19 protein-coding genes and 1 tRNA gene are annotated in these 24647 nt (G+C 66.7%); 12 read left to right on the top strand and 8 right to left on the bottom strand.

Features of this window, described 5'->3' with window-relative positions; translation table 11 throughout:
• Positions 1 to 258 precede the first annotated feature (258 nt).
• A complete protein-coding gene (locus H7F53_RS04620; RefSeq protein ID WP_185678307.1) occupies positions 259 to 846 on the top strand; it encodes a DUF1826 domain-containing protein in 588 nt (195 codons plus the stop codon).
• Positions 840 to 2762 carry a TonB-dependent receptor gene (locus H7F53_RS04615; protein WP_185678306.1) on the top strand — a complete coding sequence of 641 codons (1923 nt, stop codon included), beginning with the start codon at positions 840 to 842 and terminating at the stop codon, positions 2760 to 2762. Before H7F53_RS04620 ends, H7F53_RS04615 begins: the two co-directional genes overlap by 7 nt.
• 69 nt (positions 2763 to 2831) lie before the next feature.
• On the opposite strand, the gene H7F53_RS04610 is transcribed toward H7F53_RS04615, so the two are convergent.
• Positions 2832 to 4715: a putative bifunctional diguanylate cyclase/phosphodiesterase gene (locus tag H7F53_RS04610; RefSeq protein WP_185678305.1), complete on the bottom strand. Its 1884-nt coding sequence runs from the start codon at positions 4713 to 4715 to the stop codon at positions 2832 to 2834.
• A 241-nt stretch (positions 4716 to 4956) separates the two neighbouring features.
• On the opposite strand from H7F53_RS04610, the gene H7F53_RS04605 reads away from it, so the two are divergent.
• The 7 genes from H7F53_RS04605 to H7F53_RS04575 all read left to right on the top strand — a co-directional run bounded on the left by H7F53_RS04605 (position 4957) and on the right by H7F53_RS04575 (position 14727).
• The gene (locus tag H7F53_RS04605; protein ID WP_185678304.1) at positions 4957 to 5607 is read left to right on the top strand and encodes an SOS response-associated peptidase family protein; all 651 of its coding nucleotides are present in this window, start codon (positions 4957 to 4959) and stop codon (positions 5605 to 5607) included.
• A gap of 45 nt (positions 5608 to 5652) precedes the next feature.
• Complete coding sequence (locus tag H7F53_RS04600; protein WP_185678303.1) at positions 5653 to 7530, top strand: ABC-F family ATP-binding cassette domain-containing protein; 1878 nt, start codon at positions 5653 to 5655, stop codon at positions 7528 to 7530.
• A 10-nt stretch (positions 7531 to 7540) separates the two neighbouring features.
• Positions 7541 to 8023 (top strand): GreA/GreB family elongation factor, encoded by a 483-nt coding sequence (locus H7F53_RS04595; protein WP_185678302.1) that lies wholly within the window; start codon positions 7541 to 7543, stop codon positions 8021 to 8023.
• The gene (locus tag H7F53_RS04590) at positions 8023 to 8478 is read left to right on the top strand and encodes a YaiI/YqxD family protein (protein ID WP_185678416.1); all 456 of its coding nucleotides are present in this window, start codon (positions 8023 to 8025) and stop codon (positions 8476 to 8478) included. The genes H7F53_RS04595 and H7F53_RS04590 overlap by 1 nt, the downstream gene beginning before the upstream one ends.
• Positions 8471 to 9640, top strand: a complete 1170-nt coding sequence (locus tag H7F53_RS04585) for a cupin domain-containing protein (protein ID WP_185678301.1) — start codon at positions 8471 to 8473, stop codon at positions 9638 to 9640. The genes H7F53_RS04590 and H7F53_RS04585 overlap by 8 nt, the downstream gene beginning before the upstream one ends.
• Positions 9641 to 10506: 866 nt before the next feature.
• On the top strand, positions 10507 to 13323 hold the full coding sequence (locus H7F53_RS04580; RefSeq protein ID WP_221773567.1) for a glycoside hydrolase family 127 protein: 2817 nt from the start codon (positions 10507 to 10509) through the stop codon (positions 13321 to 13323).
• Between the two features lie 153 nt (positions 13324 to 13476).
• On the top strand, positions 13477 to 14727 hold the full coding sequence (locus tag H7F53_RS04575; protein WP_425498154.1) for a glycoside hydrolase family 27 protein: 1251 nt from the start codon (positions 13477 to 13479) through the stop codon (positions 14725 to 14727).
• A 251-nt stretch (positions 14728 to 14978) separates the two neighbouring features.
• Here the strand turns inward: H7F53_RS04575 and H7F53_RS04570 are convergent, their stop codons facing one another.
• Positions 14979 to 16493: a carboxylesterase/lipase family protein gene (locus tag H7F53_RS04570; RefSeq protein ID WP_221773566.1), complete on the bottom strand. Its 1515-nt coding sequence runs from the start codon at positions 16491 to 16493 to the stop codon at positions 14979 to 14981.
• Between the two features lie 260 nt (positions 16494 to 16753).
• A tRNA-Ser gene (locus H7F53_RS04565) sits at positions 16754 to 16846 on the bottom strand.
• Positions 16847 to 17047: 201 nt separating this feature from the next.
• Between H7F53_RS04565 and H7F53_RS04560 the strand changes: the two genes are divergently transcribed.
• Genes H7F53_RS04560 through H7F53_RS04550 form a run of 3 tightly spaced genes read left to right on the top strand, consistent with a single transcriptional unit; the run spans position 17048 to position 19543 of the window.
• On the top strand, positions 17048 to 17836 hold the full coding sequence (locus H7F53_RS04560) for a DUF1134 domain-containing protein (RefSeq protein ID WP_246438533.1): 789 nt from the start codon (positions 17048 to 17050) through the stop codon (positions 17834 to 17836).
• 59 nt (positions 17837 to 17895) lie between these two features.
• Positions 17896 to 19095, top strand: coding sequence for an amino acid aminotransferase (locus tag H7F53_RS04555; RefSeq protein WP_185678297.1), 1200 nt, complete (start codon positions 17896 to 17898; stop codon positions 19093 to 19095).
• A gap of 4 nt (positions 19096 to 19099) precedes the next feature.
• Complete coding sequence (locus H7F53_RS04550; protein WP_185678296.1) at positions 19100 to 19543, top strand: ester cyclase; 444 nt, start codon at positions 19100 to 19102, stop codon at positions 19541 to 19543.
• Between the two features lie 475 nt (positions 19544 to 20018).
• On the opposite strand, the gene H7F53_RS04545 is transcribed toward H7F53_RS04550, so the two are convergent.
• The 5 genes from H7F53_RS04545 to H7F53_RS04525 all read right to left on the bottom strand — a co-directional run bounded on the left by H7F53_RS04545 (position 20019) and on the right by H7F53_RS04525 (position 24599).
• Positions 20019 to 20966, bottom strand: a complete 948-nt coding sequence (locus H7F53_RS04545) for an alpha/beta hydrolase (RefSeq protein ID WP_246438493.1) — start codon at positions 20964 to 20966, stop codon at positions 20019 to 20021.
• 195 nt (positions 20967 to 21161) lie between these two features.
• Complete coding sequence (locus H7F53_RS04540; RefSeq protein ID WP_185678295.1) at positions 21162 to 21779, bottom strand: riboflavin synthase; 618 nt, start codon at positions 21777 to 21779, stop codon at positions 21162 to 21164.
• A gap of 10 nt (positions 21780 to 21789) precedes the next feature.
• Positions 21790 to 22767 carry a bifunctional diaminohydroxyphosphoribosylaminopyrimidine deaminase/5-amino-6-(5-phosphoribosylamino)uracil reductase RibD gene (gene ribD, locus H7F53_RS04535; RefSeq protein ID WP_185678413.1) on the bottom strand — a complete coding sequence of 326 codons (978 nt, stop codon included), beginning with the start codon at positions 22765 to 22767 and terminating at the stop codon, positions 21790 to 21792.
• Positions 22757 to 23233 (bottom strand): hypothetical protein, encoded by a 477-nt coding sequence (locus H7F53_RS04530; RefSeq protein ID WP_185678294.1) that lies wholly within the window; start codon positions 23231 to 23233, stop codon positions 22757 to 22759. Before H7F53_RS04530 ends, ribD begins: the two co-directional genes overlap by 11 nt.
• A gap of 49 nt (positions 23234 to 23282) precedes the next feature.
• Positions 23283 to 24599: a dicarboxylate/amino acid:cation symporter gene (locus H7F53_RS04525; protein ID WP_185678293.1), complete on the bottom strand. Its 1317-nt coding sequence runs from the start codon at positions 24597 to 24599 to the stop codon at positions 23283 to 23285.
• Positions 24600 to 24647 lie beyond the last annotated feature (48 nt).

Genomic DNA, 24647 nt, shown 5'->3' with positions numbered 1-24647 from the left:
CCACTACGCGCCAGCACAGGCCAGCGGCGCGCCCCTGCCAAGGCGTCCGGCGCCGCAACCGAGCGATCCGCCAAGCCCTGGCTGAAGTGATATGTTATATTATCGCATTGACGAGCCGTTCGCTCTTGCGCAAGGGCAGGCCAGCGAAACGGCGGTCAGCCGGTCCGGACCTGGGAGGTGTTGTGCAGTCCATCACGTTATCTGTGCCGCCGATGAGCGGCTCGCTGTGCCTCATTGGCGCCAAGGCTGGATGAAGCCATGCCCGTGGCTACGCTTTCGACGCAAGGGGCGCGCTGGCAGGAGATCAGGCTGCCTGACCGGCCGATCCTGATCGAACCCCGCGCGATTGCCGAACTGGAGGCACTTGCGCAGCCGCTTGCGCTGGCGGCGCCGCGCGAGTGGCGGGGCGAGGGTCCATTGGCAGCAGCGGTTGCGGCACTGGGCGACCTGCCCGCTGCATTGCGCGATGATATCAGCGCGCTGGTCGCCCGCTTTGCGGCGCTGCTGGGGCTATCCGAGGTCCGCATCCGGCTTGAGGCGATCAACACCAACGCCTGCCGCAAGATCCATGCCGACTATACCGACGTGCGCCTGATCACGACCTATTTCGGGCCCGGCACTGATTATGTCCCCCACGGCCACGAGCCGATCGAGGCGAACCTCAAGCGACTGCCGGCGGGTACCATCGCCCTGTTCAAGGGCAGGCTCTTCCACGACGGACACCCACCCTGCTTCCACCGTTCTCCCCCGGTTGGCGATACGGGTGAGCGCCGACTGGTGCTGGTGATCGATACCCCGCTGGAGGCGTCGCGCACCGGTGAGGCGGCTTTTCCGTTGCCGTGCTGAGGGACCTGCGCGTCCTGCTGATAGCCGTCGTCGCGCTGGCATCCAGCGCAGCGAAGGCGCAGCGCGCGGCAGAGAACGCCGCAACGGCCGCCGACGATGGCTTCGGCAAGAGCGTCGGCAGTGAATCGGTGGGGATCTATGCCAGTGGGGAGGTTCGCGGCTTTTCCGCCAATGACGCGGGCAACGCGCGGATCGAGGGGCTGTACTTCGATGAATCCGGCGGGATCAGCAACCTGTTCGTCGCGGAAAGCGACATCAAGGTCGGGCTGACGGCCTTTGGGCAACCTTTCCCGGCTCCCACCGGCATTGTCGATGCAACCCTGCGCCGTCCCAACGGCGATCGACCGATCGTGACTGCGCGGATCAATGCGGGGGACTATTTCGGCGTCGACGCCACCCTCGAGGCCGGCATTCCGCTGACATCGAACCTCGGGATCTATCCTGCTGTCGGCTATTTCGACGATCGCTATCCCGATGGCGTCAACGCCTGGTTCGTGAGCTATGGCAACGTCCTGCGCTGGCAGCCTGCGCCGCGTTCAGAACTGACGGTGTTCTTCAGCCGCTACGATTACGGGGACGAGGAAACCGGCCCGCTGATCTACACGGCGGGTCCCTACTTGCCCAAGGAGATCAAGCGGCGCCGCTACTTCGGGCAGGACTGGGCTCTACGATCCGGGCACAGCCAGAACTTCGGCGGTCTGGCCAAGACCACGCGGGGCGGCTGGAAGGTTGAAGCTGGCCTGTTTCGCAGCAGCTTCACCCAGGATGATTTTGCCTCGGCCTGGTTTGCCCGCGTTGACCGGGACGGGATTGGGCAGCGCTTCATCCAATCCGGGCGGGATCAGTCCTATGTGTCCTGGTCCGGCGAAGCGCGGGTGTCGCGTGACTGGCGCGATGGCCCGCGCCGCCATCGCCTGATCGCCTCCGTTCGGGGGCGGACCGTCGACGCCCGCTATGGTGGTTTCGATCTGGCCGCGATCGGGCCGGGAGAGATCGGTGTGCCCGATCCCGTGCCCGAGCCGGTCAGGGTCTATGGGGTCCTGACCGACGATCGGGTGCGGCAGACCATGGCCTCGGTGGGTTATGACCTGGTCTGGCAGGATCGCGGCGAACTGAACCTTGGGGTGACCCGCAGCGACTACCGCAAGGCGATCGACAGCCCCGACCTGCCCAGTTTTTCGCGCCGTGACCGCAACTGGCTGTGGAATGGGGCGCTGGCTCTGAAGCTGAACGGCAGCCTGACTCTCTACACGGCCACCACCCGCGGCCTTGAAGAAACCGGCAGCGCGCCGCTCAACGCGGTCAACGCCAACGAGGTGCTTCCGGCCCTGCGCACCAGGCAGTTCGAAGCCGGGCTGCGCCTGGCCCTGTCGCGCAGCATCCGCTTCGTGGCGTCCTGGTTTGACCTGCGCAAACCCTATTTCGAGATCGACCGGAGCGACGGATTCTTCAAGATCCTCGGCGAAGTGCAGCATCAGGGTTATGAGCTTTCGCTGTCGGGCAAGCCGGTCAGCGGACTGAGCTTTGTAGCTGGCGCCGTGTTCATGGACGCTCAGGTGACCGGCGAGGCGGTGGCCGATGGCCGCCTGGGGCGCCGGCCGATTGGCCGGACCCGGACGTTGATCGACGCCAGCGTCGACTGGATGCCGGCCGGGCAAAAGCGCTGGTCGGTGGATCTGCGCCTGCTGTTCGAGGGGCGACGGGAAGCCGATGCGCTGAACCGGTTTTCCATTCCCCAGCGTCTCACCGCCGACCTCGCGGCGCGCTATCGCTTCAAGATCGGCACCAGCCCGGCGATCCTGCGCGTGAAACTCGCCAACCTGACTGACGTATTCGGTTGGCGAGTGTCCGGGGGAGGCGGTTTCAGGACCAACGCCCCGCGCCGGCTGACGGGTTCGATCATCGCCGATTTCTGAGCCGATGCGCTGGAGGGCTTGGATCGTGACGGCTTCCGTGAACCCGGAACAGACCTGTCAAGGCCGTGGTCAGGCCGCGCTCCGGATCGGAAGATGCTCGATTGCGGCGAGCGATGCGGGCATGCCGAAGTAGTAGCCCTGCAGCTCATGGCAGCCCGCCAGCCGGAACAGGGCGGCCTGCTGTTCGGTCTCGATGCCCTCGGCGGTGACCGACATCTCGAGCCCGTTGGCCAGGTGGACCATGCCGGTGACCAGCAACAATGCCTTGGGATCGCGGCCCAGGCCAACGGCCAGTGATTTGTCGATCTTGATCCCGCTGAACGGAAACTGGCGCAGGTAGCCGATGCTCGCAAAGCCCGAGCCGAAATCGTCGAGCACCACCTGCACGCCCATGTCGGTGAAGGCGGCGATGGCGCGGTTGGCCCGGGCCGGGTGGTCGATCAGATAGCCTTCGGTAATCTCGATCTGCAGACGTTCCGGAGGAAAGCCGGTCTCGTGCAGCACCGCGGCCACCTCGCTTTCGAAGTGGGGGTGACGGAACTGCGCGGGCGAGACGTTGACGTTGAGCCGGAGCTGCCCGTGGCCGACCAGTTCTGTACAGGCCCGCCGCAGCACCAGCAGGCCGAGCGGGTGGATCAGGCCGCTCGATTCCGCCACCGGGATGAAATCGCCCGGGCCCAGCTCCTCGCCGCGGCGGCCCGGCCAGCGGGCCAGGGCCTCGACCGCGATGATCTTCCCTGTGCGCGCCTCGACCAGCGGCTGGTAGAGCACGGTGAACTCCGCACGGTCGATCCCGCCGCGCATCTCGGCCTCGACCTGCTGGCGCCACTCGCGGCCCAGATCCATGTCCGGGGTATAGGCCTGGGCGCCGTTGCCGCCCTCGGCCTTGGCCCGGTACATCGCGGTATCGGCGCGGCGCAGCAGCTCGTAGGGATCGACCGCGTCGTCCTCGCTGCTGGCCATGCCGATGCTGGCACCCAGCTGGAATTCGTGTGCCGCGAGCCGCAGCGGCAGGCCCAGCCAGGTGAGGATCGCGCCGGCCACCTCCATCGCCAGGGTGGCTGCGCCGGGGCCCTCGAACAGGATGGAGAATTCGTCGCCACCCATGCGGAACAGCACGGCCTGCTCGGGCAGGAGCCGGGCGAACTCGTCGCTGACCCGGCGGATGATCGTATCGCCCAGTTCGTGACCGAAGTTGTCGTTGATCTGTTTGAACCCGTCGAGATCGACGAACAGGATCGCCACGCTTACCGCGTTCTGGGTCGAGCGGCGGTGGATGTCTTCGAGCCGGGCGATCAGCGCGCGCCGGTTGGGCAGGCCGCTGAGCGCGTCGGTCAGGGCGATGCGGCGGTTCTCCTCGCTCAGCCGCTCGGTCTCGAGCTGTCGGTTGCGCAGGTCGCGCTGCGAGTAGATCAGTTCGGCGAACGAGCGATTGTAGCGGTTGAGCACGTGGACCATGCCCAGCCCGACAAAGGCCAGGATCGAGGCCTCCACCCACATCCGCCCGCCGTCGGCAAGGAGGAAGGCGAGAATGCTGGGAACGATCCCGATCGAGGCCACGCTGAGCGCGGCCGAGCGCACCGGCATGAGAAAGAACACGCAGGCGATCAGCGTGATCGCGACGAAGAACACCAGGTGATTGTGGTCGGACAGGTTGCCGAAGGGGAACAGCACCATGACCCAGCCGACCACTGCCGCGGCAAGCAGCGAGGCGATCAGGCTGGTGCTGACCATCAGCCGGCGGATCGTGGCGTCGTTGAAATGGCCGAAGCGCCGACGCCACCACCAGATCGCCCGGGTCAGGCAGAAGGCGCAGAAGGCCACCGGAATGACCCGGGTCAGCCAGAAGGAATCGATGTGCGAGGCGGCAATGGCGACCGCGATGACATTGGCTGACAGGATCGCGTACAGCAGCGGGATGTGGCGCAGCAGTTCGAGGAACTGAGCGCGCAAGAGATCGCGATCGTCCGTGCGGAGACGATAGGTTGCAAGCAGCTTGCGCAGCGATTTGCCTATTCTTTTCACGACACTGCAACTTTTCTCCTGCTGTCAGACTAGCGCCCAAGGCTGAAATTCCTGTCTATTCGCATGGTTAACTGTCTTCGGAAGCCATGCTGCGGAGATCCTCGGAGGACCGCGTAGGCCCGCCGCAAGGGCCTGTTGACTCCGTGTCGGAGGCGGTCAGACTGGCGCGGTGTGCAACCTCTACAAGATGCGCCATCCTGCCGACGAGGTCGCCGGACTGTTCCGGGTTGCGCCCGTCACGGCCAATGTCCCGGCTGAGGTCTACCCGGGCTATCCGGGACTGGTCGTGAGCGGCGGTCACCTTCGCGCGATGACTTGGGGTTTCCCCCTGGCCCTGGCCGGGGGTTCAGGCCGGCCGCGCAAGCCCCGACCGGTCAACAACGCCAGGTCCGACAAGCTGCTCGGCGCATTCTGGCACGACAGCTTCCGCCACCGGCGCTGCCTGATCCCCGCCAGCGCCTGGGCCGAGGCGGAGGGCGAGCCCGGGCGGATGACCCGCACCTGGTACGCGCTGCCGGGGGACAGGCCATTCGCCCTCGCCGGGCTGTGGCGTGACACGGCGGAGTGGGGGGCAGCCTATAGCATGGTCATGGTCGATGCCGCGGCGCAGGTGGCGGAGAGCCACGATCGTATGCCCCTGGTGCTGTCCCCGGAGGATTGGGCGACCTGGCTGGACGGTGATGCCGCCGCAGCCTTGGCGCTGTGCCGCACCTACCCCGGCCGGCTGGAAATCGACCGCAGCCGCGAACCCTGGGCCGCACGGCGCAGCGGCCGCACCCCGCCGACCGCAGGGCTGGGCGAGACGCCCCGGCTGCTCTGACCACGCCGCCTTTTGCCATCGGCAGGTTCCTGCTAGGCGCGCAGCATGCTCAACCTTTCCGACATCACCGTCCGTCTCGGTGGCCGCACCATCCTTGACGGGGCCACGGCCAAGCTGCCCCCGCGCGGGCGGGTCGGGCTGATCGGCCGCAATGGCGCCGGCAAGTCAACCCTGGTGCGGGTGGTCGCCGGGCAGCTCGAGCCGGATGGCGGCGAAGCGGCCATGCCGCGCGGCAGCCGCATCGGCTACATCGCCCAGGAGGCGCCGGCCGGGCAGGCTACTCCATTCGAGACCGTACTGGCCGCGGACACCGAGCGTGCCGCGCTGATGGTCGAGAGCGAGGCGTGCAGCGATCCCCAGCGGCTGGCTGAAGTCCACGACCGGCTGATCGCGATCGAGGCCCACGCGGCGCCCTCGCGCGCAGCCCGGATCCTCGTCGGACTCGGCTTCGACGAAGAGGCCCAGCACCGGCCGCTCGATAGCTTCTCGGGCGGCTGGCGAATGCGCGTCGCGCTGGCGGCCCTGCTGTTCTCGCAGCCCGACCTGCTGCTGCTGGACGAACCGTCGAACCATCTCGATCTCGAGGCGGTGCTGTGGCTCGAGGACTTCCTGCGGTCCTATCCGGCAACCATCCTGCTGGTCAGCCACGAGCGCGACTTCCTCAACAACGTGGTCGATCACATCCTCCACCTGTCCGGTGGCAAGCTCACGCTCTATCCCGGTGGCTACGACGCCTTCGAGCGCCAGCGGGCCGAGCGCCAGGCGCAGATCGCCTCGGCGCGCGAGAAGCAGAAGGCCGAGCGCGAGCGCCTGCAGGACTACATCGCCCGCAATTCGGCGCGAGCCTCGACCGCCAAGCAGGCGCAGTCGCGGGCCAAGGCGCTGGCCAAGCTCCAGCCGATCGCCGAACTGATCGATGATCCGAGCCTGAGCTTCGACTTCCCCAACCCCGACGAGCTGCGCCCCCCGCTGATCACGCTGGACCTCGCCTCGGCCGGCTACGGCGAGACCGAGATCCTGCGCCGGCTCAACCTGCGGATCGACCCGGATGACCGCATTGCCCTGCTTGGCCGCAACGGCAACGGCAAGACCACGCTGGCGCGGCTGCTCGCCGCGCAGCTCACGCCGATGGCCGGGAGCATGGCCGCCAGCAGCCGGATGAAGGTGGGCTACTTCACCCAGTACCAGGTCGAGGAGCTCGATCCGGGCGAAACGCCGCTCCAGCACATGACCGTGGCGATGAAGGGCGCCAGTCCGGCGGCAGTGCGGGCCCAGCTCGGCCGGTTCGGCTTCGCCGGGCCCAAGGCGACCACCGAGGTCGGCAAGCTGTCCGGGGGTGAGCGCGCCCGCCTGGCGCTGGCGCTGATCACCCGCGACGCGCCGCACCTGCTGATCCTCGACGAGCCGACCAACCACCTCGATGTCGATGCGCGCGAGGCGCTGGTACAGGCGCTCAACGCCTATTCCGGTGCCGTGGTCATCGTCAGCCACGATCGCCACATGCTCGAGATGACCGCCGACCGGCTGGTGCTGGTCGACCAGGGCACTGCGCGTGACTTCGACGGGTCGATCGAGGACTACATCGGCTTCGTTCTCGCCAAGGATCCGGTCGCCGCGCGCGACGAGGGCGCGGCCCGCGGGGTCAACAAGAAGGACCAGCGCAAGGCTGCCGCCGAAGCGCGTGAGAAGAGCCAGGAGCTGCGCAAGCAGGCTCGCGCCGCCGAGCAGCAGCTCGAAAGGCTCACCGCCGAGCGCAGCGCGATCGACCAGGCGATGTTCGATCCCAAGGCGGCTCAGCCAGCCCTGGCGAAGCTGACCATGACCGAGCTGATGAAGCGCCGGGCCGAGCTCGAGGACCGGATCGCCGCGGCGGAAGGCGAATGGCTGGCCGCGAGCGAAGCGCTCGAGGCGGTCGCGGTCTAGGGGGCTGGCGATGAGCGTGGCCTTCCGCCGGGACGGGGACGAGGAACACCTCGAGCCCAGGTTCGAGATCCCGATTCCGCCCGGTCCCAACCGCGTGACCGCGCGCGGTCTGGCGCAGATCCGGGCGCGGGTGGCCGGGCTGGAGCGGGCCATCGGTGCGGCGGCTGGCGACGAGGCCGCGCTGACCGCGCTGCGCCGCGACCTGCGCTACTGGCAGACCCGCGAGATTACCGCCGAGCTTGTGCCAGCTCCCGCCGGGGACGTGGTGGCGTTCGGCACCACGGTGCGCTTCCGCCTCAACGGACAGGACCGGACGATCACCCTGGTGGGCGATGACGAGGCTGATCCCGCCGCCGGGCTGGTCGCCTTCTCGGCGCCGCTGGCCCGCGCGCTGGGCGATGCCGAGGTGGGCGATGTCCTGCCTTTCGGTGGCCGCGACGAGGCGATCGAGGTGATCGCCATCACCGTGCCGGACGAGGACGGCGCGGCGTGATCGGCATCCTCGTCGATGCCGACGCCTGCCCGGTCAAGGACGAGATCTACCGGGTGGCGCAGCGCTATGCCGTGCCCGTCACGGTGGTCAGCAACAGTCCGCTGCGCGTTCCGCCTGATCCGCTGGTCCGGCGGATCTTGGTCTCGGACGGATTCGATGCCGCCGACGACTGGATCGCCGCCGCGGCCGCCCCGGGCATGGTCTGCGTGACCGCCGACATCCTGTTGGCGGATCGCTGCCTCAAGGCCGGCGCCGCCGTCCTGGCGCCAACCGGCAAGCCCTTCACCACCGCCTCGATCGGTCATGCGGTGGCGACGCGGGCGATCATGGCCGACCTGCGCGCCAACGGCGACGTGGTCGGCGGACCGCCACCGTTCGGCAAGGCCGACCGCTCGCGCTTCCTCTCGGCGCTCGACGAGGTGCTCGTCCGGCTGCGGCGCAGCGGCCATGGCTGAAACCGCCTCCTTCGCCCCCTTGGCCCTGCGCGGCTTCGATCCCGCCGGCTTTCTGCGCCAGACGTGGCAGCGCGAGCCGCTGCTGCTGCGGCAGGCCTGGGCCGAATGGCACAATCCGCTGGAGCCCGACGAACTTGCCGGACTGGCCTGCGAGCCGGGCGTCGAATCGCGGCTGATCACGGGCCCCACGCTGCAGGTCGAGCATGGCCCGCTCTCGCCGGACCGCTTCGCCACGCTCGGCCCCGGGCCCTGGACCCTGCTGGTCCAGGCAGTCGACCAGCAGGTGCCCGCGGTGGCCGCGCTGATCGAGCCGTTCCGTTTCCTGCCCAACTGGCGGATCGACGACGTGATGGTCAGCTACGCCACCCGCGGCGGCGGGGTCGGCCCGCATTTCGACCAGTACGACGTGTTCCTCGTCCAGGGTCTCGGCATCCGGCGCTGGCGGGTCGGGCCGCGCTGCGATGCGGCCACCGCGCTCCAGCCGCACGACGATCTGCGCCTGCTCGCCGGATTCACGGCCGAGCACGACTGGGTGCTCGAGCCGGGCGACATCCTCTATCTGCCGCCCGGCTTTGCCCATGACGGCGTGGCGCTCAGCGACGATTGTATGACCTATTCGATCGGGTTCCGTGCCCCTTCCGTGGCCGAGCTGACCGCGGCCTGGTGCGACGAGATCCTGTCGCAGCTGAGCGAGGACGAGCGCTACGGCGATGCCGGCGCGGTGACCGTCCAGGACAATCCGGGCGAGATCGCGCCGGCGGCGATCGCGCGAATGCAGGCCATGGTGCTCGAACGCCTTGCCGACCCGGGTGGCTTCGCCCGGCTGTTCGGCGCCCATGTCACCCAGCCGCGCTACCCTGAGGTCGATTGGAGCCCGGACCGGCCCTTGTCGTCCAGGCGCCTGCGCGCGGCCTGCGCCCAGGGGCTGGTGCTCGAACGCAACCCCGCCAGCCGGCTTGCCTTCGTGGCAAACGGAGACGATGCCTGCGTCCTGTTCGTCGATGGTTCGGCCGAGGACTGCACCGGCGAGCGCGCCCGCTGCGCCCGCCAGCTCTGCGCCGGCCCACGGACCCCACTTGATCCCGCATGGTCCGAGGCGACCCTCGAATTCGTCCGTGCCCTGTGCAATCGCGGCGTGCTCGCCCTGATCGACCCCGCCTAGCCCCGACCGCAGGATCAACAGCAGCTTGCGGCGGGCGAGCTTGAGCGGGCGGGTGGCGCGGCCCTGGCGGAGACGGAGGGATTCGGACTTGACCTATACTGCATTGATTATAGGTCATTTAAGGGCACGGCCGTCCTTTGAATCACCCCAAGACTCTCCCCAGTCAGGTCGGGCCTCAGATTGAAGCGTACTCTGTCCCAGGTTTTCCGCTGGCGGCTTCACTTGACTCAGGCGACCATATCGAGGGTCTCGTTGGCAACATAGTAATTGGCCTCAGCGTCGGCAGGCGCGATGGATCCGGCTGGCATACCGCATCGGACACACCATTGGCTGGCTGTCAGCGGGCTCGCCGCCAATGTCGGTCAGGACAAACAGGTGCTGGCGCGCGGCAGCGACCTCAAGGGAGCAGGTGGCGCGCTATGGGGCAAGGTCGCCAGCACGGCGATTTTGCGGCGACAGCGTCAAGGCCGCTAGCAGTGCGATCGCGTTCAAGACCTCTACCCCATTTTCTGTATCTGGCCGCCGATAGCGCTACCTCAAGCGGCTGACGGGCGGTATGGGTAAGTCGGTATAGTCGGACGTATTCTGGACAGTGTGGCGAGGTCTCGATGTCTTCAGCGATAGAAAGTCCTCCAATTGACAAGGAAATCCAAGGCATAATGGCGTGTTCGCCACCATTCCGTTATCCTCAACCATAGCACTTGCCACCGATAATTGTAGGAGGATATGTTAGCGCTGACATAAAGGAACCATATGCCGAACCGGACTGGCTCTTGGCGGAGGATGTGCGGAGAATGTTGAGGGCAGATCGCGGTTTTTCAGCAGCATGCCGTAGTGGTCGCACCTTTACGGACGGTTTCAGCTGTGTGGACGAGGCACATGCACCCATCGGCTTGGCGGCATCACGGCGGCATTTTTTGCTCGGCGGCCTCGGCTTGGCTGGTCTGTCGCTGCATGCCGCGCAGGCGTGGGCGGGCCAAGGCTTACTGGCCAAAGCGATGCCGGTGGACCTGGCGCCTCTGGCTTCCGCCAGTTCCTCCGCCACGACCAACGACCGTTGGCTGAAGGCGATTTTTGCGCAGCCGGCGCCACATGCGTCTAACGACGGCTCTCAGGGCATGTGGAGCACATGGCCCAGCCGCGAGCCTGACTGGATCGAACTGCGCTGGGCCGAACCGGTCACCACTGGGCATATCTCGGTGTTCTGGGCGCAGGACGGGTGGGATGTGGCGCTGCCCAAGGCGGCAAGGCTAACTTGGTGGGATGGCAAGAGCTTTGTTCCGGTTGGCGCCAGCGCCATGCTGGGAGTGACAGGGGATCGCTTCAACCAGCTGGATTTCCCGCCTGTTCATACGGACCGGTTGCGCCTTGAATTGACGCCGGTGGCAGGCAAGGCCGCCGGTCTGCTGCGATGGCGAGTGATGAGTGAAGGGGAGCCGCCAGCGCTGGCACCGGTGGTGATCGCGGGGGTAGATCGTCAAACCGTGCTGGGTGGACAGACCTATCTGTCAGGTGCAGCGCATTGGTTACGGCAGGCCAAGCCCGGAGCGCTGCGCTGGTTCAAGGCCAGCGGTCCGGGGGATGTAACTTTCGCAGATGAGAACTCTGCCATCACGTCGGCACGCTTTTCGAAGGCCGGCGACTATCAACTGCAACTTGTGGGCTCCGATGGCGGCAAGCTGGCAAGGGCTGCCCTGAGTGTGCGCGTAGTGCCGCCGCCGCCAGCCCAGCGGCTTGATGTGGTCTATACCACGGCTTTCGCCATGGATAATCCGTTGTGGAATGCGCGCTACAAGGCGCTTGTCGTCAACTGGATTCCCCATTGTATCGCCCAGTGTGAACGCACTGATCTGCCCACGGGCCGAGGCGGGCTCGACAATTTCATCGAGGCAGCCAAGGCGCTGCGTGGCGAGGCCCATGGCGGCCACCAGGGCTACGTGTTTTCCAATGCCTGGGTGCATCAGACGGTAGAGGCCATCTGTCTTGCGCTGATGGTTGATCCGCGTGGTGATGCGCAGATGATGCAGGCCCAGGCCCACATGCGCGCCACGCTGGAACGCTGGATACCCATCATTCTGGCCGCGCAGGAGCCAGACGGCTATTTGCAGACCGCTTTCACCCTGGCCGACCGGAAGGACTGGCCCACCCGCTGGAACCCCGGCAACCGGGCAAATCATGAAGGTTATGTCGCGGGCTATTTCCTAGAATCGGCCATCAATCACTACACGCTGACTGGGGGCACCGACCGCCGCCTGTACGATGCCGCCAGGAAGTTGGCCGATTGTTGGGTGGCCAATATCGGGCCGGGCAAAAGGGCGTGGTTCGACGGGCATCAGGAGATGGAGCAGGCACTGGTGCGCTTTGGTCGCTTCGTCAACGATGTGGAAGGGCAAGGGCGCGGCGACGCCTACATTCGCCTCGCACGCTTCTTGCTGGACTCGCGTGAGGGTGGTTCGGAATATGACCAAAGTCACCTGCCGCCCGCCCGGCAATATGAAGCTGTGGGCCATGCCGTGCGCGCCGTCTACTTCTATTCAGGAATGGCAGACATTGCGGCGGAAACCGGCGATGTCGATTACCAGAGCGCGGTGATGTCGCTGTGGGACAATATGGTGAACCGCAAATACTACGTTACCGGCGGCGTGGGCAGCGGGGATACCGCCGAGGGCTTCGGCAAGGATTACGCGCTCAAACAAGACGCCTATTGCGAGAGTTGCTCCAGTTGCGGACTGATTTTCTTTCAGTACAAGATGAACCTTGCCTATCACGACGCCAAATATGCCGACCTCTATGAGGAGACGATGTACAACGCCTTGCTGGGCAGCATCGACCTTGACGGCACCAGCTTTTGCTACACCAACCCGCTGGACCATACCGAGCGGACGCAATGGCATTCCTGCCCCTGTTGTGTTGCGAACATCCCGCGCACGCTGTTGATGGCGCCGACCTGGGCCTATGTGAAGGGGCCGCACGCGTTGTTCGTGAACCTGTTCATGGGCAGCCGCATCGCGGTCGGTGACGTTGCTGGCACCGCCGTCGAGGTGGTGCAGCGCACCGATTACCCATGGAGCGGGGCCGTGGCGATCACCGTAAACCCGGCGGAGGCCACGCGCTTTGCCCTGCATGTCCGCGTGCCTAACCGGGCGACCAGCGCTCTCTATACCGCCACCCCGGCGGTTGAGGGGCTGAGTGAATTGACGGTTAACGGCCAACCTGCCCCCTTGCGTATCAAAAACGGCTATGCGGTGATCGAGCGCGTATGGAGCAAGGGCGACACGGTGGCCTTCATGCTGCCCATGGCGGTGCAGCAGATCCGCGCCAGCGATCAGGTCGAGGCGACGCGGGGGCAGGTCGCGCTGCGCTATGGTCCGCTGGTCTATGCGGGGGAACAGGCCGATCAGGCGAGCCTCGATAGGCCGCTGTCCGCGCCACCCTCGGCAGTCTGGCGGGGGGACTTGCTGGGCGGCGCCATCGCGCTGGAGGGGCAGTGGGCCGACGGGTCGCCGCTACGCGCCATTCCGTATTTCCTGCGCGCCAATCGCACCGGGGCACCACTAGCCGCGTTCCCAATCGCTGATGGTCAGATCGACTTTGCCCCCGGCACCAAGGCGCCTGACAAGCCTAAGGTGGCCTCTGCGCAGCACGCCCTGCCGATCGCTCGCGTATGGCTGAATCGCACATGACAGGGCCGTTTCACGCGCTATCGTCCAACCGCAACCCATCAACCCGGCAGGCCAGCTTTGCAACTTGATCGCAGATCGCTTCTCGGGGCGGCACTGGCTGGCGCTGGTTCATCGGCACTTGCAAACACCAGGTCGCATAACCGTCACCCAACGTTGGCACCCTGCCCGCCGATGGGATGGAACAGCTGGAACAGCTTTGCCACGACCATAAATGAGGCGGAGGCGCTCGACACCGCCACAATCATGGCAGAGAAGTTGCTGCCGTTCGGCTACTCGATCTTTACCATCGACATTCAATGGTACGAGCCAAACGCTTCAAGTTACACGTATACCGCCAAGCCCACGCCCACAATGGATGGCTTCGGCCGCCTTCTGCCCGCCCCCAACCGATTCCCCTCGAGCGCGGATGGAGGTGGTTTCGGTCCGCTGGCTCGTCAGGTACAAGCGCGCGGCCTCAAATTCGGAATGCATCTGATGCGTGGCATCCCGCGCGCGGCGGTCGAGCGTAACCTGCCGATATGGGGCACTTCATCCTACGCCCGCGACATTGCTAATGTCGAGCAAACCTGTCCGTGGAACCCCGACATGTACGGGGTCGACATGAGCAAGCCTGGTGCGCAGGCCTATTATGACAGCGTCTTTCGGCTTTATGCCTCCTGGGGTGTGGACTTCATCAAGATGGACGACATGAGCCGTCCTTATGACGCCCACGCGCCCGAGATCGAGGCCGCCCATGCCGCCATCAGCCGATGCAAGCGGCCGATTATCCTCAGCCTGTCGCCGGGCGAGACGCCAGTGGTGCGGGGTGGCCATGTGCGCAATTTTGCGCAAATGTGGCGCATTTCGGATGATTTCTGGGATGAATGGCCTTTGCTGCAGGCGCAATTCACGCGTCTGGAAAACTGGAACCCGTGGCGCCGCCCCGGTGCTTGGCCCGATGCTGACATGCTGCCACTGGGTCGGCTTGCCTTGGGGCAGCGCGACACACGCTTTACCCCTGACGAACAGCGCACGCTGATGACGCTGTGGTCCATTGCGCGATCGCCACTGATCATGGGCGGGGATCTGCGCCATCTCGATGCGCCGACGCTGGCCCTGCTGACCAATCGCGAGGTATTGGCAGTCAATCAGGCCAGCACTGGCAATCGGCCGCATTTCGTCGCTGATGGAACACCAATTTGGTCTGCCCGTGTGGAGCACGGCGATGATCTCTATGTCGCGCTGTTTAACACCACCGAGGCAGCCAAGCCGGTCCGGATCGCCCTGTCGCAACTAGGTATCCATCAACGTGTGCAAGTGCGCGACCTGTGGGCGCAACGGCCCGATGGGGCCGCGCAGGACGTTCTTGAACGCAAGGTCAATCCACATGGGAGCGCATTGCTACGGCTGACCCCATCAATCTGACGGGGCGCTTGTGTCCAGCAGGGCGGTTGTTTTGCGGCACGCAAGCAGCAAGATCGGCTAAGGCCAGTCTTGCATCGGGTGAGCTGCCCCCCCGGCATCAGCCCAACCCCACAATCGTAAGGGTGCCCATTTATGCGCCAATAGGCGCGCCTGATTGGACGCGGATTGACAAGCTAAGGTTGAACTTTGCTCACTGTAATCAGCAAAGCGCGGTGGTGGGACAAATGTATCGCTGTGCTTGTATCATGAATTCACTTGTTCGCCCAAGAATTCGCCACCTGTTCAAGTATATCGAGCCTCTCCCTGAATGGATCGAATGTGGACGTAGCTTCTGCGTCCATGTTGTGCTGCAGCACAGCCTCGCTCAAGCGGTTGTAGGTCGGCCAGGCGGGCAAGGATCGCCCATTGGGGTCCCCCGACTTAACGAAGTTCACGACATATCTGTGCGCCAATGTAGCGGCTTTTCGGTCCAGCGCCGTAGTGAGGGAGCCATAGCGTTCTTCGACTGTGTTGAAAAAATAAGGTATGTCCGTGGCATGCGGCGCGCCTGCCGGCCATTCAGCCCGTTTGCTTTCTGCGACATAGCCGAAGCGATAGACCCACGCCTTCTGGCCTGATGCGGCGACGTGCCGGGCCACGAAGCGCGCTGGCTCCGCCATGTACTGGTCGCCGGTCAATCTACGCGACAGGTCGTCAAACGGTACCAAGCCCTGCGGGTCGTAGAGCCGGCGCAAGGCTGGACCATGTTCCCCGAAACTGGCATAGAGCGCCTCCTTGTCACGCGCAAAGGTCAGCCCCCCGTCAGCGCTGGTCATGCCGATCATGACCGGCACCTTGGCGAACTTGCCGGCTTCCATCAGCGTATCGCTCTGTCCCACCAACACCGAACCCTCGGCCACGTAGCCCCCCACATACGTAGAGGGATGGGCAAATCGGTCAGCGAACAGATCCGATCCGCGCACAGCCTCTGCGGGCAGGGCCCGCAATGCCGCAAGACCGGCGACTCCAGTATCCGAGATGCCATGCTTCATGGCAAAGTCGATCCCGACCTGCTCGCCGCGTTTCTGGGTGGCAGTGGGAAGCAGCGAACGACCGCCTCCTGACATGGCGATTGCACCCCGGAACAATCCCTGCGCGGACGGCATTGTGAGCAAGTTGATGACGGCAGTGCCACCGGCACTTTCGCCCATGATGGTCACCTTGGCAGGGTCACCGCCGAAGCTTGGGATGTTTGCCCGGACCCATTTCAGGGCGGCAACCTGGTCTTCCATGGCAAAGTTGCCAACGGGTTTGCCCGCCTCGGCGCTCAAGGCAGGGTGGGAGAAGAAACCGAACCTCCCGACACGATAGTTGAAGCTTACGAAGACAATACCGGCCCTGGCAAAGGCGGTTCCATCATAGCTTGCCGGCGATGACCCGCCCCTTATGAAAGCACCGCCATAGATCCAGACGAGCACAGGCTGCTTGGCGCCCTTCTTCGCGGCCGCGGGTTTCCAGACATTGAGATAGAGGCAGTCTTCCGACGGCGTCGTACGCAATGGGGCCTCAGATGTCGGGGAAGGGGTTTGCATGCAATCCGGCGCAAAGTCTTGCGCTACGCGGACACCCTTCCATGGCGCTGCGGGCTGAGGCGAGCGCCAACGGTTCGGTCCGGTTGGTGCTGCAGCAAACGGAATGCCGCGGAACACGTCAATGCCATGAACTGAAGTGCCGGCAACTGCACCCTCGGCGGTCATCGCCTCCGGGCTCTTGGCAAGGCCAGTCACTGGCGCGAGCATCGCAAGAAGGAGAGCAATCGGTGAAGCGCAACGCATGAGCAGTTCCTCTGCGAGCAAGTCTCAAGTTGATATCGATCACCGTCACGAATGACACTCTAGTCAGCGATGTTCATGCAAGCTCACAACCGTGACCGCAGAGCGAGAACCCAGGCTATGCGGGCCCTTACACGGCGCAGAAAATTGCAAGTTTGAAGCACCCCACGCGCGCCGAGGCGCAGGTTGCTAATGCGTTGGCACAAATGGAATTATGGCGGAGACGGAGGGATTCGAACCCTCGGTACCGGATTTACCAGTACGACGGTTTAGCAAACCGTTGGTTTCAGCCACTCACCCACGTCTCCGGCTGTAGCGGCGGAGGCGGGCTATAGCGGCGGGTGGGCGGGGCGGCAAGGGTGCTGCGCGGTTTTTCCTGCCGCCTCCTTTCCGGCGGTGTCGGCGGGCTCGTTCGGCCGCAAAACCGACTCGGCTCATCGCGGGTTCATTGCGGCTGGCCGAGGCATCGATTCTACCACCGCCGGATCGGGGACAAGAGAATGGATGCTATGCGCAGCTGGACCGCACGGATGAGCCGCGGCTGGGCGGTGGCCCTGGCCGGCCTGGCCTTGGCCTCAGGTGCCGCGCCGGCCTTCGCCCAAGTCCGTACGGTCGATCCCGACAAGGCGATCGACGGCGATCTGGTGCCGCTGCAGCAGCAGGCGGCCCCGGGAGCCGCCACCGCCGCGCCGGCGATCACGCCGGCCGCGGTCGGGCAGCCGGAGCCCAGCTTCGCCACCGTCGCCGCCCAGGCCAGTGCCGAGAAAGCGGCTGCCCAGGCCGCAACCAACCCTGCCCAGGCCAGCCAGCAGGGCGGTACCTACAAGCAGGACGATCTGATCGGCGCGGCCGAGGGCGTGTTCGGCAAGGGCGCCAAGGGCCTTGCCGACCTGATCAAGGATCTGCTCGCCAAGCAGGGCGAGCCAAACGGTTACATCGTCGGCCGCGAGGGCGGCGGGGCGGTCGTGGTCGGGTTGCGCTATGGCTCGGGCACGCTCTACCACAAGGTCGAGGGACAGAAGCCGGTCTACTGGACAGGGCCGTCAATCGGGATCGATGCCGGAGCCAGCGCCGGCAACACCTTCGTGCTGGTCTACAACCTCTACAACACCGACGATCTCTATCACCGCTTCGGCGCTGGTGAGGGCCAGGCCTATCTGGTTGGAGGTTTCCATGTCTCCTACCTGCGCCGCAAGGACGTGGTGCTGATCCCGGTGCGGATGGGCGTGGGTCTGCGGCTCGGGGTCAACGCCGGCTACATGAAGATCACCCGCAAGTCGCGGTGGTTCCCGTTCTGAGCGGGGCGCGGTCCTAAAGAGGCTTGCCCTCGCGTGCCAGCGGGCTAAAGGCCCGGGCCATGACCGACGCCGTACCCTCGCTCGCCCATCTGCAGCAGCAGCCCGCCGACGCGCTGCTGGCGCTGATCAAGCTCCACAACGCCGACCCGCGGGCCGACAAGATCGACCTCGGCGTGGGCGTCTATCGCACCGACACCGGCTCTACGCCGGTCTTTGCCTGCATCAAGGCGGCCGAGCAGAAGCTGCTCGAGAGCCAGGATTCGAAGGCCTATCTCGGCCCCGAGGGCGACATGGGCTTCGTCCATGCGCTGATGCCCTACGTGTTCGGCGCCAAGGATCCGACCATGGGCGGCCGCATCGACGGCATGCAGACCCCCGGTGGGACCGGGGCTGTGCGTCTGGCCCTGGCCCTGGCCAAGCGCGCCGGCGTCAAGCGCATCTGGATGGGCACCCCGAGCTGGCCTAACCATGCGCAGATCATCGCCGACCTCGGGCTTGAGCTGAAAGGCTTCGTCCACGCCAGCAAGACCGGGTTCGTCGATATGGATTCGCTGCGCTTCGCGGTGAACCAGGCCGCGGCGGGCGATGCCATCCTGCTGCACGGCTGCTGCCACAATCCCAGCGGGATCGATTACAGTGATGCCCAGTGGGACGAGATCGCCCCGCTGCTCAAGGCCAAGGCCCTGCTGCCGATTCTCGACCTCGCCTACCAGGGGCTTGGCGCGGGCATGGAGGCCGATGCCTACGGCGTGCGGCGCGTCCTCGCTGAAGTGCCTGAAGCCCTCATCGCCTACAGTTGCGACAAGAACTTCGGGCTGTATCGTGATCGCGTCGGCGCGGTCTACGTGATGACCGAGAGCGCCGATCAGGTGGCCGCGGCGCTGTCGAACGGGCACGCCCTGGCGCGCGCCGCCTGGTCGATGCCGCCGGATCATGGCGCGGCTGCGGTGCGGCTGGTGCTCGAGGACGAGGGGCTGGTAAAGCTCTGGCTCGCCGAGCTCGATACCATGCGCGAGCGGATGCGCCAGGTGCGCGCCAGACTGGCCGCGGCGGGCACCGCCGGAACCGTGGATCTGACCCCGATGGGCGGCCAGCACGGCCTGTTCTCGATCGTTCCGCTGACCGCCGAGCAGATTCTCGCGATGCGCGAGAAGCACGGGGTCTACATGGCAGGCTCGGGCCGGATCAACGTGGCCGGGCTGACCATGGGCAACATCGACAAGTTCATCGCCGCCGTCGCCGACGTCACTGCCGGCTGAGCCGGTGTCTACCGCGGCCACCACGCATCGCCAGCGACGCCTCGTCGCCTTCATCCGCGAGGTGTGGGACGAGGGCAACGCCGCGGCCGCGGAAGGCTTTCTGGCGCCGGCCTACACAATCCACCACGATCCCGGCGATCCGTGGGATGGACAGACGCTCGACCCAGCGGGCTTCTTCGATCGCCTCATCCGCTCGCGCGCGGCCTTCCCGGACCAGCGCTTCACCCTCCGCGACCTGCTCGGCGACGGTGACCGGGTCGTGATGACCTGGACCTGGGCGGCCACCCATCTGGGCGACCTGCCGGGCTTCCCCGCCACCCGCCGGCCCATTCGCATGTCGGGCGCGACGGTGTACCACTTCGACGCCGACGACCGCCTAACCGGCCATTGGCAGATCACCGACCGGCTGGGCGTCTACAGCCAGTTGAGCGCCAACGCCGCGGGCTGAACCGCGACTGCGCCCTGAACAGCACACCCCGGGCTTTGCCTTCGCCTTGTATCTTCACTGTTTTCCAGAGAGCTCGCACGCGTCGGCGCCACGCGCGCCGCAGCGCAAGGTCTTTAAAACTCTGAAGAAGATAGTGTGTTCGGCCATGTGCTGACGAACTTCACCAACTTCACCAACTTCACGAACCTCACGCACAGACGCACAGCAAAGTGCAGTTCGCCGTCGTGCTGGAACCAACGATGGGAAAGAGCCGGCGCCGAGCATGACACCTTCGGGCGATGTAGGACAGCGCATCGGCATGGGCCTGATGCGGCGGCGCGTTATGGGGAGACACCCCGATGAAAGACGGGACGTTGGCCTCTTTCCGCGCCTGCCTGCCGGGTTGCCGCTTCGCAGGACTGGCTGGCACGGCAGACGCCGCGGCTGCGCGCTGGCCCGGGTCCTCCGCTTTCGGCCATGAGACCGGCTGCGCGGCCTATTCCCGTAGCAGCCACTCCAGGATCTCGGGGAGCCGCGCCGCCCAGGCGTTTTCCTCATGCTCGGCGCCGGGATAGACCTTGCTTTCCCAGTCGCTGCCCTTGCGCCAGCCCGCCCCGGCGATGCGGGCGTCGACCTCCGCCTGGTAGGGGGCATAGAAGGCATCAAGCGTTTCGGTGCCGTGATCCAGCCACAGCCGGCGGCCGCGTGGCTCGCCCAGGCCGGTCGCGAACCAGTCCCCCCACTGCCGCGCCAGGGCGGCTTCGCCGTCGGCCGTGGTCCGGCCCACTTCGCGCGGGTCGATCGCCGGCCAGTGCGAGCTGACGCAGGCCGCGCGGCCATAGACGTCCGGGCGGCGCAGGAAGGCATAGCAGCTCATCAGGCCGCCCATCGACGATCCGGCGATCGCGGTGTGATCGCGGTCGGGCAAGGTGCGGAAGCTCGCGTCGATCCACTGCTTGAGCGGTCCGGCCAGCCAGGCGAGATAGGCCTGCGAGACGATCGGTCCCCCGGCCACGGCATCCATCCGGGCGCGCAGGGCCGGTGCGGCCGCCTGGTGGATGTCGGCCGGCAGGTACTGGCGGTAGCGGTCGGTCCCCGGCGCCCAGACCCCGACGATGATGTGGGGCGCCACCCGACCGGTCGCCATGGCCCGCAGCAAGGCCGCGTCGGCCGCCCAGATCTTGTTGAAGTTGCTGTGCTTCACATCAAACAGGTTGTGCCCGTCGTGCATGTAGAGCACCGGATAGCGTCGGGTCGCGCCATCGTAGCCGGGGGGCAGCCAGATCGTCAGGCGCTGTTCGGGCAGGCCGGCGGCGGTGACACGTTCGTATTCGAGCAGGCGGCCCCGATCGGGCGCGGGCTCGGGCTGGGCCCGGGCAGGGTGCTCCATCATCAGGCCCAGCGATAAGCCCAGCATGACGATCAGCCCGATCAGGCGCGGCATGGTCTCTCTCCCGGTGTTTGGCGGGAGACTGCCGTGCGGATGGAGCAGGGTCCATGCGGTATACGAATGCGTTGGAGCTGGGCGTGGCGTGACCGCTCGGCACAAGCCGATCCACACGACACGGCAGCAGCAGGGGATGACGGGGCGTTCTTGGGCTCGCGGGTTCTGCTCTCCCTGCCGAAGCCCCTTGGGGTCTCACCCCCGCAGGCTGTTCATCCGCTGCAGGTAGCGCGCCAGCACGTCGATCTCGAGATTGACCTCGCTGCCCTCGGCCAGCGCGCCCAGCGTGGTCACCTCCGCGGTGTGCGGGATGATGTTGAGCGCGAACCGGCAGGTGCCGTCGGGCTGGTCGGCCACGACGTTGACCGTCAGCGAGACGCCGTCGACCGTGATCGAACCCTTGGCGGCAATATAGGGCGCCAGCGCCGCGGGAGCGGCAATGTCCACCCGCCACGAATCGCCCGAGCGCGCCAGGCCGACCACCGCGCCGACCCCGTCGACGTGACCGGTGACGATGTGCCCGCCAAGCTCGTCGCCCAGCCGCAGCGCCGGCTCGAGATTCAGCGGCGTGCCCGTCGTCCAGCGCCCGGCCGGCGTGCACGACACGGTTTCGCCCGAGATGTCGACCGCGAACCATGCGTCGCCCGGGCTCCCGCCGCGATCCACCACGGTCAGGCAGGTGCCTGAACAGGCGATCGAGGCGCCGATGGCGATCCCGGCAGGGTCCCAGGGGCAGGTGATCACCGCGCGCAGGTCGCCCTGCTGCGTCGTTTCGCGGATGGTGCCGATGGCGGTGACGATCCCGGTAAACATGCGCGGCCTTTCAGGTGTTGCGGGTGCGCTCGTAGACTTCGAGCCGGTCGCTGCCAAGCGTCCGCCGGTCCACCTCGCGCCAGCGCCCGTGCGCCGCGGCGAGGCTGGTGAGACCGAGGTCGGCGACGCCGGGACGGCCCCCGCCGATGACGATCGGGGCACGGTAGATCAGCAGACGGTCGACCAGATCGGCCGCCAGGAACGCGGCCGCGGTCTGCGCGCCGCCTTCGACGAACAGGTTCTGGGCCGTCCCGAGACCAAGGATTGCGGTTGGCTCGGGCACAGCGGTCCAGCCGTCCGGCGCGGTGCCGCGGGTTAGCACCCAGCGCGCGGGACTTCGCTCGGCCAGCCCGGGAAGGCGCACGTCGAGCCGCGGCCGGTCTGCCCGCAGGGTGCCGCCACCGACCAAGATGGCATCAGCGCGGGCGCGCTGGGCGTGGGTGTGGGCACGGGCGACCGGACCGGTGAGCCACTGCGATTCGCCGCTGCCCAGTGCCAGGGCCCCGTCGAGCGAGAGCGCCAGCTTGAGCGTCACCGCCGGACGCCCCAGCCGCGTCCTCGTGAGATAGCCCGCAAGGCTGTCGGCGCAGGCCGGTGCGGCGACCAGCTCGGCGGCGACACCCGCGGCGCGGAGGCGGGCCAGGCCCTGCCCAGCGGTGCGGGGATCGGGATCGCCCTGGCCCACCACCACCCGCGCCAGCCCCGCCGCGGCAACCAGATCGGCGCAGGCCGGGCCGCGCGGACTGACATGGGCGCAGGGTTCGAGCGTGACGTACAGCGTGGCCCCGCTGGCATCGCCGGCGCTGGCCAGCGCCATGGCCTCGGCATGGGGCCGTCCCCCGGGCTGGGTCCAGCCGCGCCCGATCACACGCCCGTCGCGCACGACGATCGCGCCGACCGCCGGGTTGGGATGGCTCAACGGCATCCCGCGCGCCGCAAGCCGGGCCGCGGCCTCGAGCCAGCGCAGGTCGGCGGCGTCAGCGCCCAGCGCTGCTCTCCGATGTCTTCGCGGCGCGCGGCGCCAGCCCGATGGCGCGATCGTGCGCGGCCTTCTCGCGCGCGGCCTGCGCGGCCGCCTCGCGCTCGATCTTGGCCGTGTCGAGCCCTGACACCTTGCCGAGCGTGCGGTAGATCGCCTTGACCTTCTCCTCACGCGCGGCCTGCTCGGCGCGCAAGCGGTCCTGCAGCTTCTGGTTGGCGATGATCTCGCGCTCGATCTCGGCGTCGGTTCTGTCGATGGTCCAGGAGTTGATGTAGGTCACCCTGGGCTTGGGCGGAGGCCCTTGCCAGCTTTCCTGCACGATCACGTAGAAGACCCCGAGCGTGGTGGCGAGCGCGGCCGCGACGAAAGGCCAGCGCCGGACACCAGCCTGACGCCAGACCTCGCGGAAGTCGGCGATCGCGCCGGTGGGGCTGGCGTTGCGCCAGAACTGGGATTTGCCAAGCGAGAGCATTGTCCCTCAGATAGGGGCTGGCGCGGCAAAGGCCAAGCGCGGCGTGTGACTATGGCGTCTGTCGTCCGGTGGGGTCCGGAGCGGCTCCCGAGCCCAGTGCCCGGTCCAGCGCAGCACGATCGAGGCCCCCGTCCCACCGCGCCACCACCACCGTGGCGACCGCATTACCGACAAAGTTGGTCAGGCTGCGGCACTCGGACATGAAGCGATCGACCCCGAGGATCAGCGCCATGCCGGCTACGGGAACCTCGGGCACGATCGAAAGCGTGGCAGCGAGCGTGATGAAGCCTGCCCCGGTCACGCCCGCGGCACCCTTCGACGAGATCATCGCCACCCCCAGCAGGGCGAGCTGTTGCCCAAGGCTGAGCTCGATGTTGCAGGCCTGGGCAATGAACAGGGCGGCCAGCGTCATATAGATGTTGGTGCCGTCGAGGTTGAAGCTGTAGCCGGTCGGCACGACCAGCCCGACCACGCCCGGTGGGCAACCGGCGCGCTCGAGCTTGCTGATCAGCGCGGGCAGGGCGCTTTCCGAGGATGAGGTGCCGAGCACCAGCAGCAGTTCGGCCTTGAGATAGGCGACCAGGCGGAACAGCGAAAAGCCCGCCAGCCGGGCGACCGCGCCGAGGACCACCACGACGAACAGCAGCGAGGTGGCGTAGAAGGTGGCGACCAGCCAGGCGAGATTGGCAACCGTGCCGATCCCGTACCGGCCGATGGTGAAGGCCATCGCGGCGAATGCGCCGATCGGGGCGGCCTGCATGACCAGTCCGACGATCCGGAACACCACCTGGGTGAGATCCTCGAACAACGGCAGCAGGCGGCGGCCCGGCTCGCCCGAGAGCGCCAGCGCGTAGCCGAACAGGATCGCCACCAGCAGGACTTGCAGCACGTTGCCGCCGGTCAGGGCGGAGACCAGCGTTTCCGGGATGATCCCCCCAAGGAAGTCGGTGACCGTGGCATCGTGGGCCTTGGCGGCAAAGTCGGCCACCTTGCCCGGATCAAGCGAGGCGGGGTCGATGTTCAGCCCTGCCCCCGGCCGGACGATATTGGCGACCACCAGCCCGACCACCAGCGCCGCGCTCGACAGGACGAGGAAATAGCCCATCGCCATGGCGGCGATGCGGCCAACCTCGGCCATGTCGCGCAGTCCGGCGATGCCGGTGACGATTGTCAGGAAGATCACCGGCGGGATCACCATGCGGACCAGCGCGATGAAGCCATCGCCCAGCGGCTTGAGCGCAGCGCCGGACGTCGGGGCGAAATGGCCCAGCAGGATGCCGCCAAGGATCGCCACCAGCACCTGCAGGTACAGGTGGCGATACCAGGGCAGCGATCGGCCCGAGGCCGCAGGTTCGACAGGAAGCATGGCGGGGGGATGCCCCAGCCGGCCCCGCGCGGCAAGCGCGCCAAGCGC

Source organism: Novosphingobium piscinae (assembly GCF_014230355.1).
In the GTDB taxonomy this organism is placed as follows: domain Bacteria; phylum Pseudomonadota; class Alphaproteobacteria; order Sphingomonadales; family Sphingomonadaceae; genus Novosphingobium; species Novosphingobium piscinae.
The sequence above is the reverse complement of the archived record's forward strand: the minus strand, read 5'-3'. Positions and strand labels throughout refer to the sequence as shown.

What these genes read in the sequence shown, in the direction of transcription:
- H7F53_RS04545 (WP_246438493.1), bottom strand. Translation starts at nt 20,966, where the DNA reads ATGCCGCGCCTGATCGGGCTGATCGTCATGCTGGGCTTATCGCTGGGC.
- H7F53_RS04600 (WP_185678303.1), top strand. Translation starts at nt 5,653, where the DNA reads ATGCTCAACCTTTCCGACATCACCGTCCGTCTCGGTGGCCGCACCATC.
- H7F53_RS04560 (WP_246438533.1), top strand. Translation starts at nt 17,048, where the DNA reads ATGCGCAGCTGGACCGCACGGATGAGCCGCGGCTGGGCGGTGGCCCTG.
- H7F53_RS04525 (WP_185678293.1), bottom strand. Translation starts at nt 24,599, where the DNA reads ATGCTTCCTGTCGAACCTGCGGCCTCGGGCCGATCGCTGCCCTGGTAT.
- H7F53_RS04620 (WP_185678307.1), top strand. Translation starts at nt 259, where the DNA reads ATGCCCGTGGCTACGCTTTCGACGCAAGGGGCGCGCTGGCAGGAGATC.
- H7F53_RS04530 (WP_185678294.1), bottom strand. Translation starts at nt 23,233, where the DNA reads ATGCTCTCGCTTGGCAAATCCCAGTTCTGGCGCAACGCCAGCCCCACC.
- H7F53_RS04585 (WP_185678301.1), top strand. Translation starts at nt 8,471, where the DNA reads ATGGCTGAAACCGCCTCCTTCGCCCCCTTGGCCCTGCGCGGCTTCGAT.
- H7F53_RS04540 (WP_185678295.1), bottom strand. Translation starts at nt 21,779, where the DNA reads ATGTTTACCGGGATCGTCACCGCCATCGGCACCATCCGCGAAACGACG.
- H7F53_RS04595 (WP_185678302.1), top strand. Translation starts at nt 7,541, where the DNA reads ATGAGCGTGGCCTTCCGCCGGGACGGGGACGAGGAACACCTCGAGCCC.
- H7F53_RS04555 (WP_185678297.1), top strand. Translation starts at nt 17,896, where the DNA reads ATGACCGACGCCGTACCCTCGCTCGCCCATCTGCAGCAGCAGCCCGCC.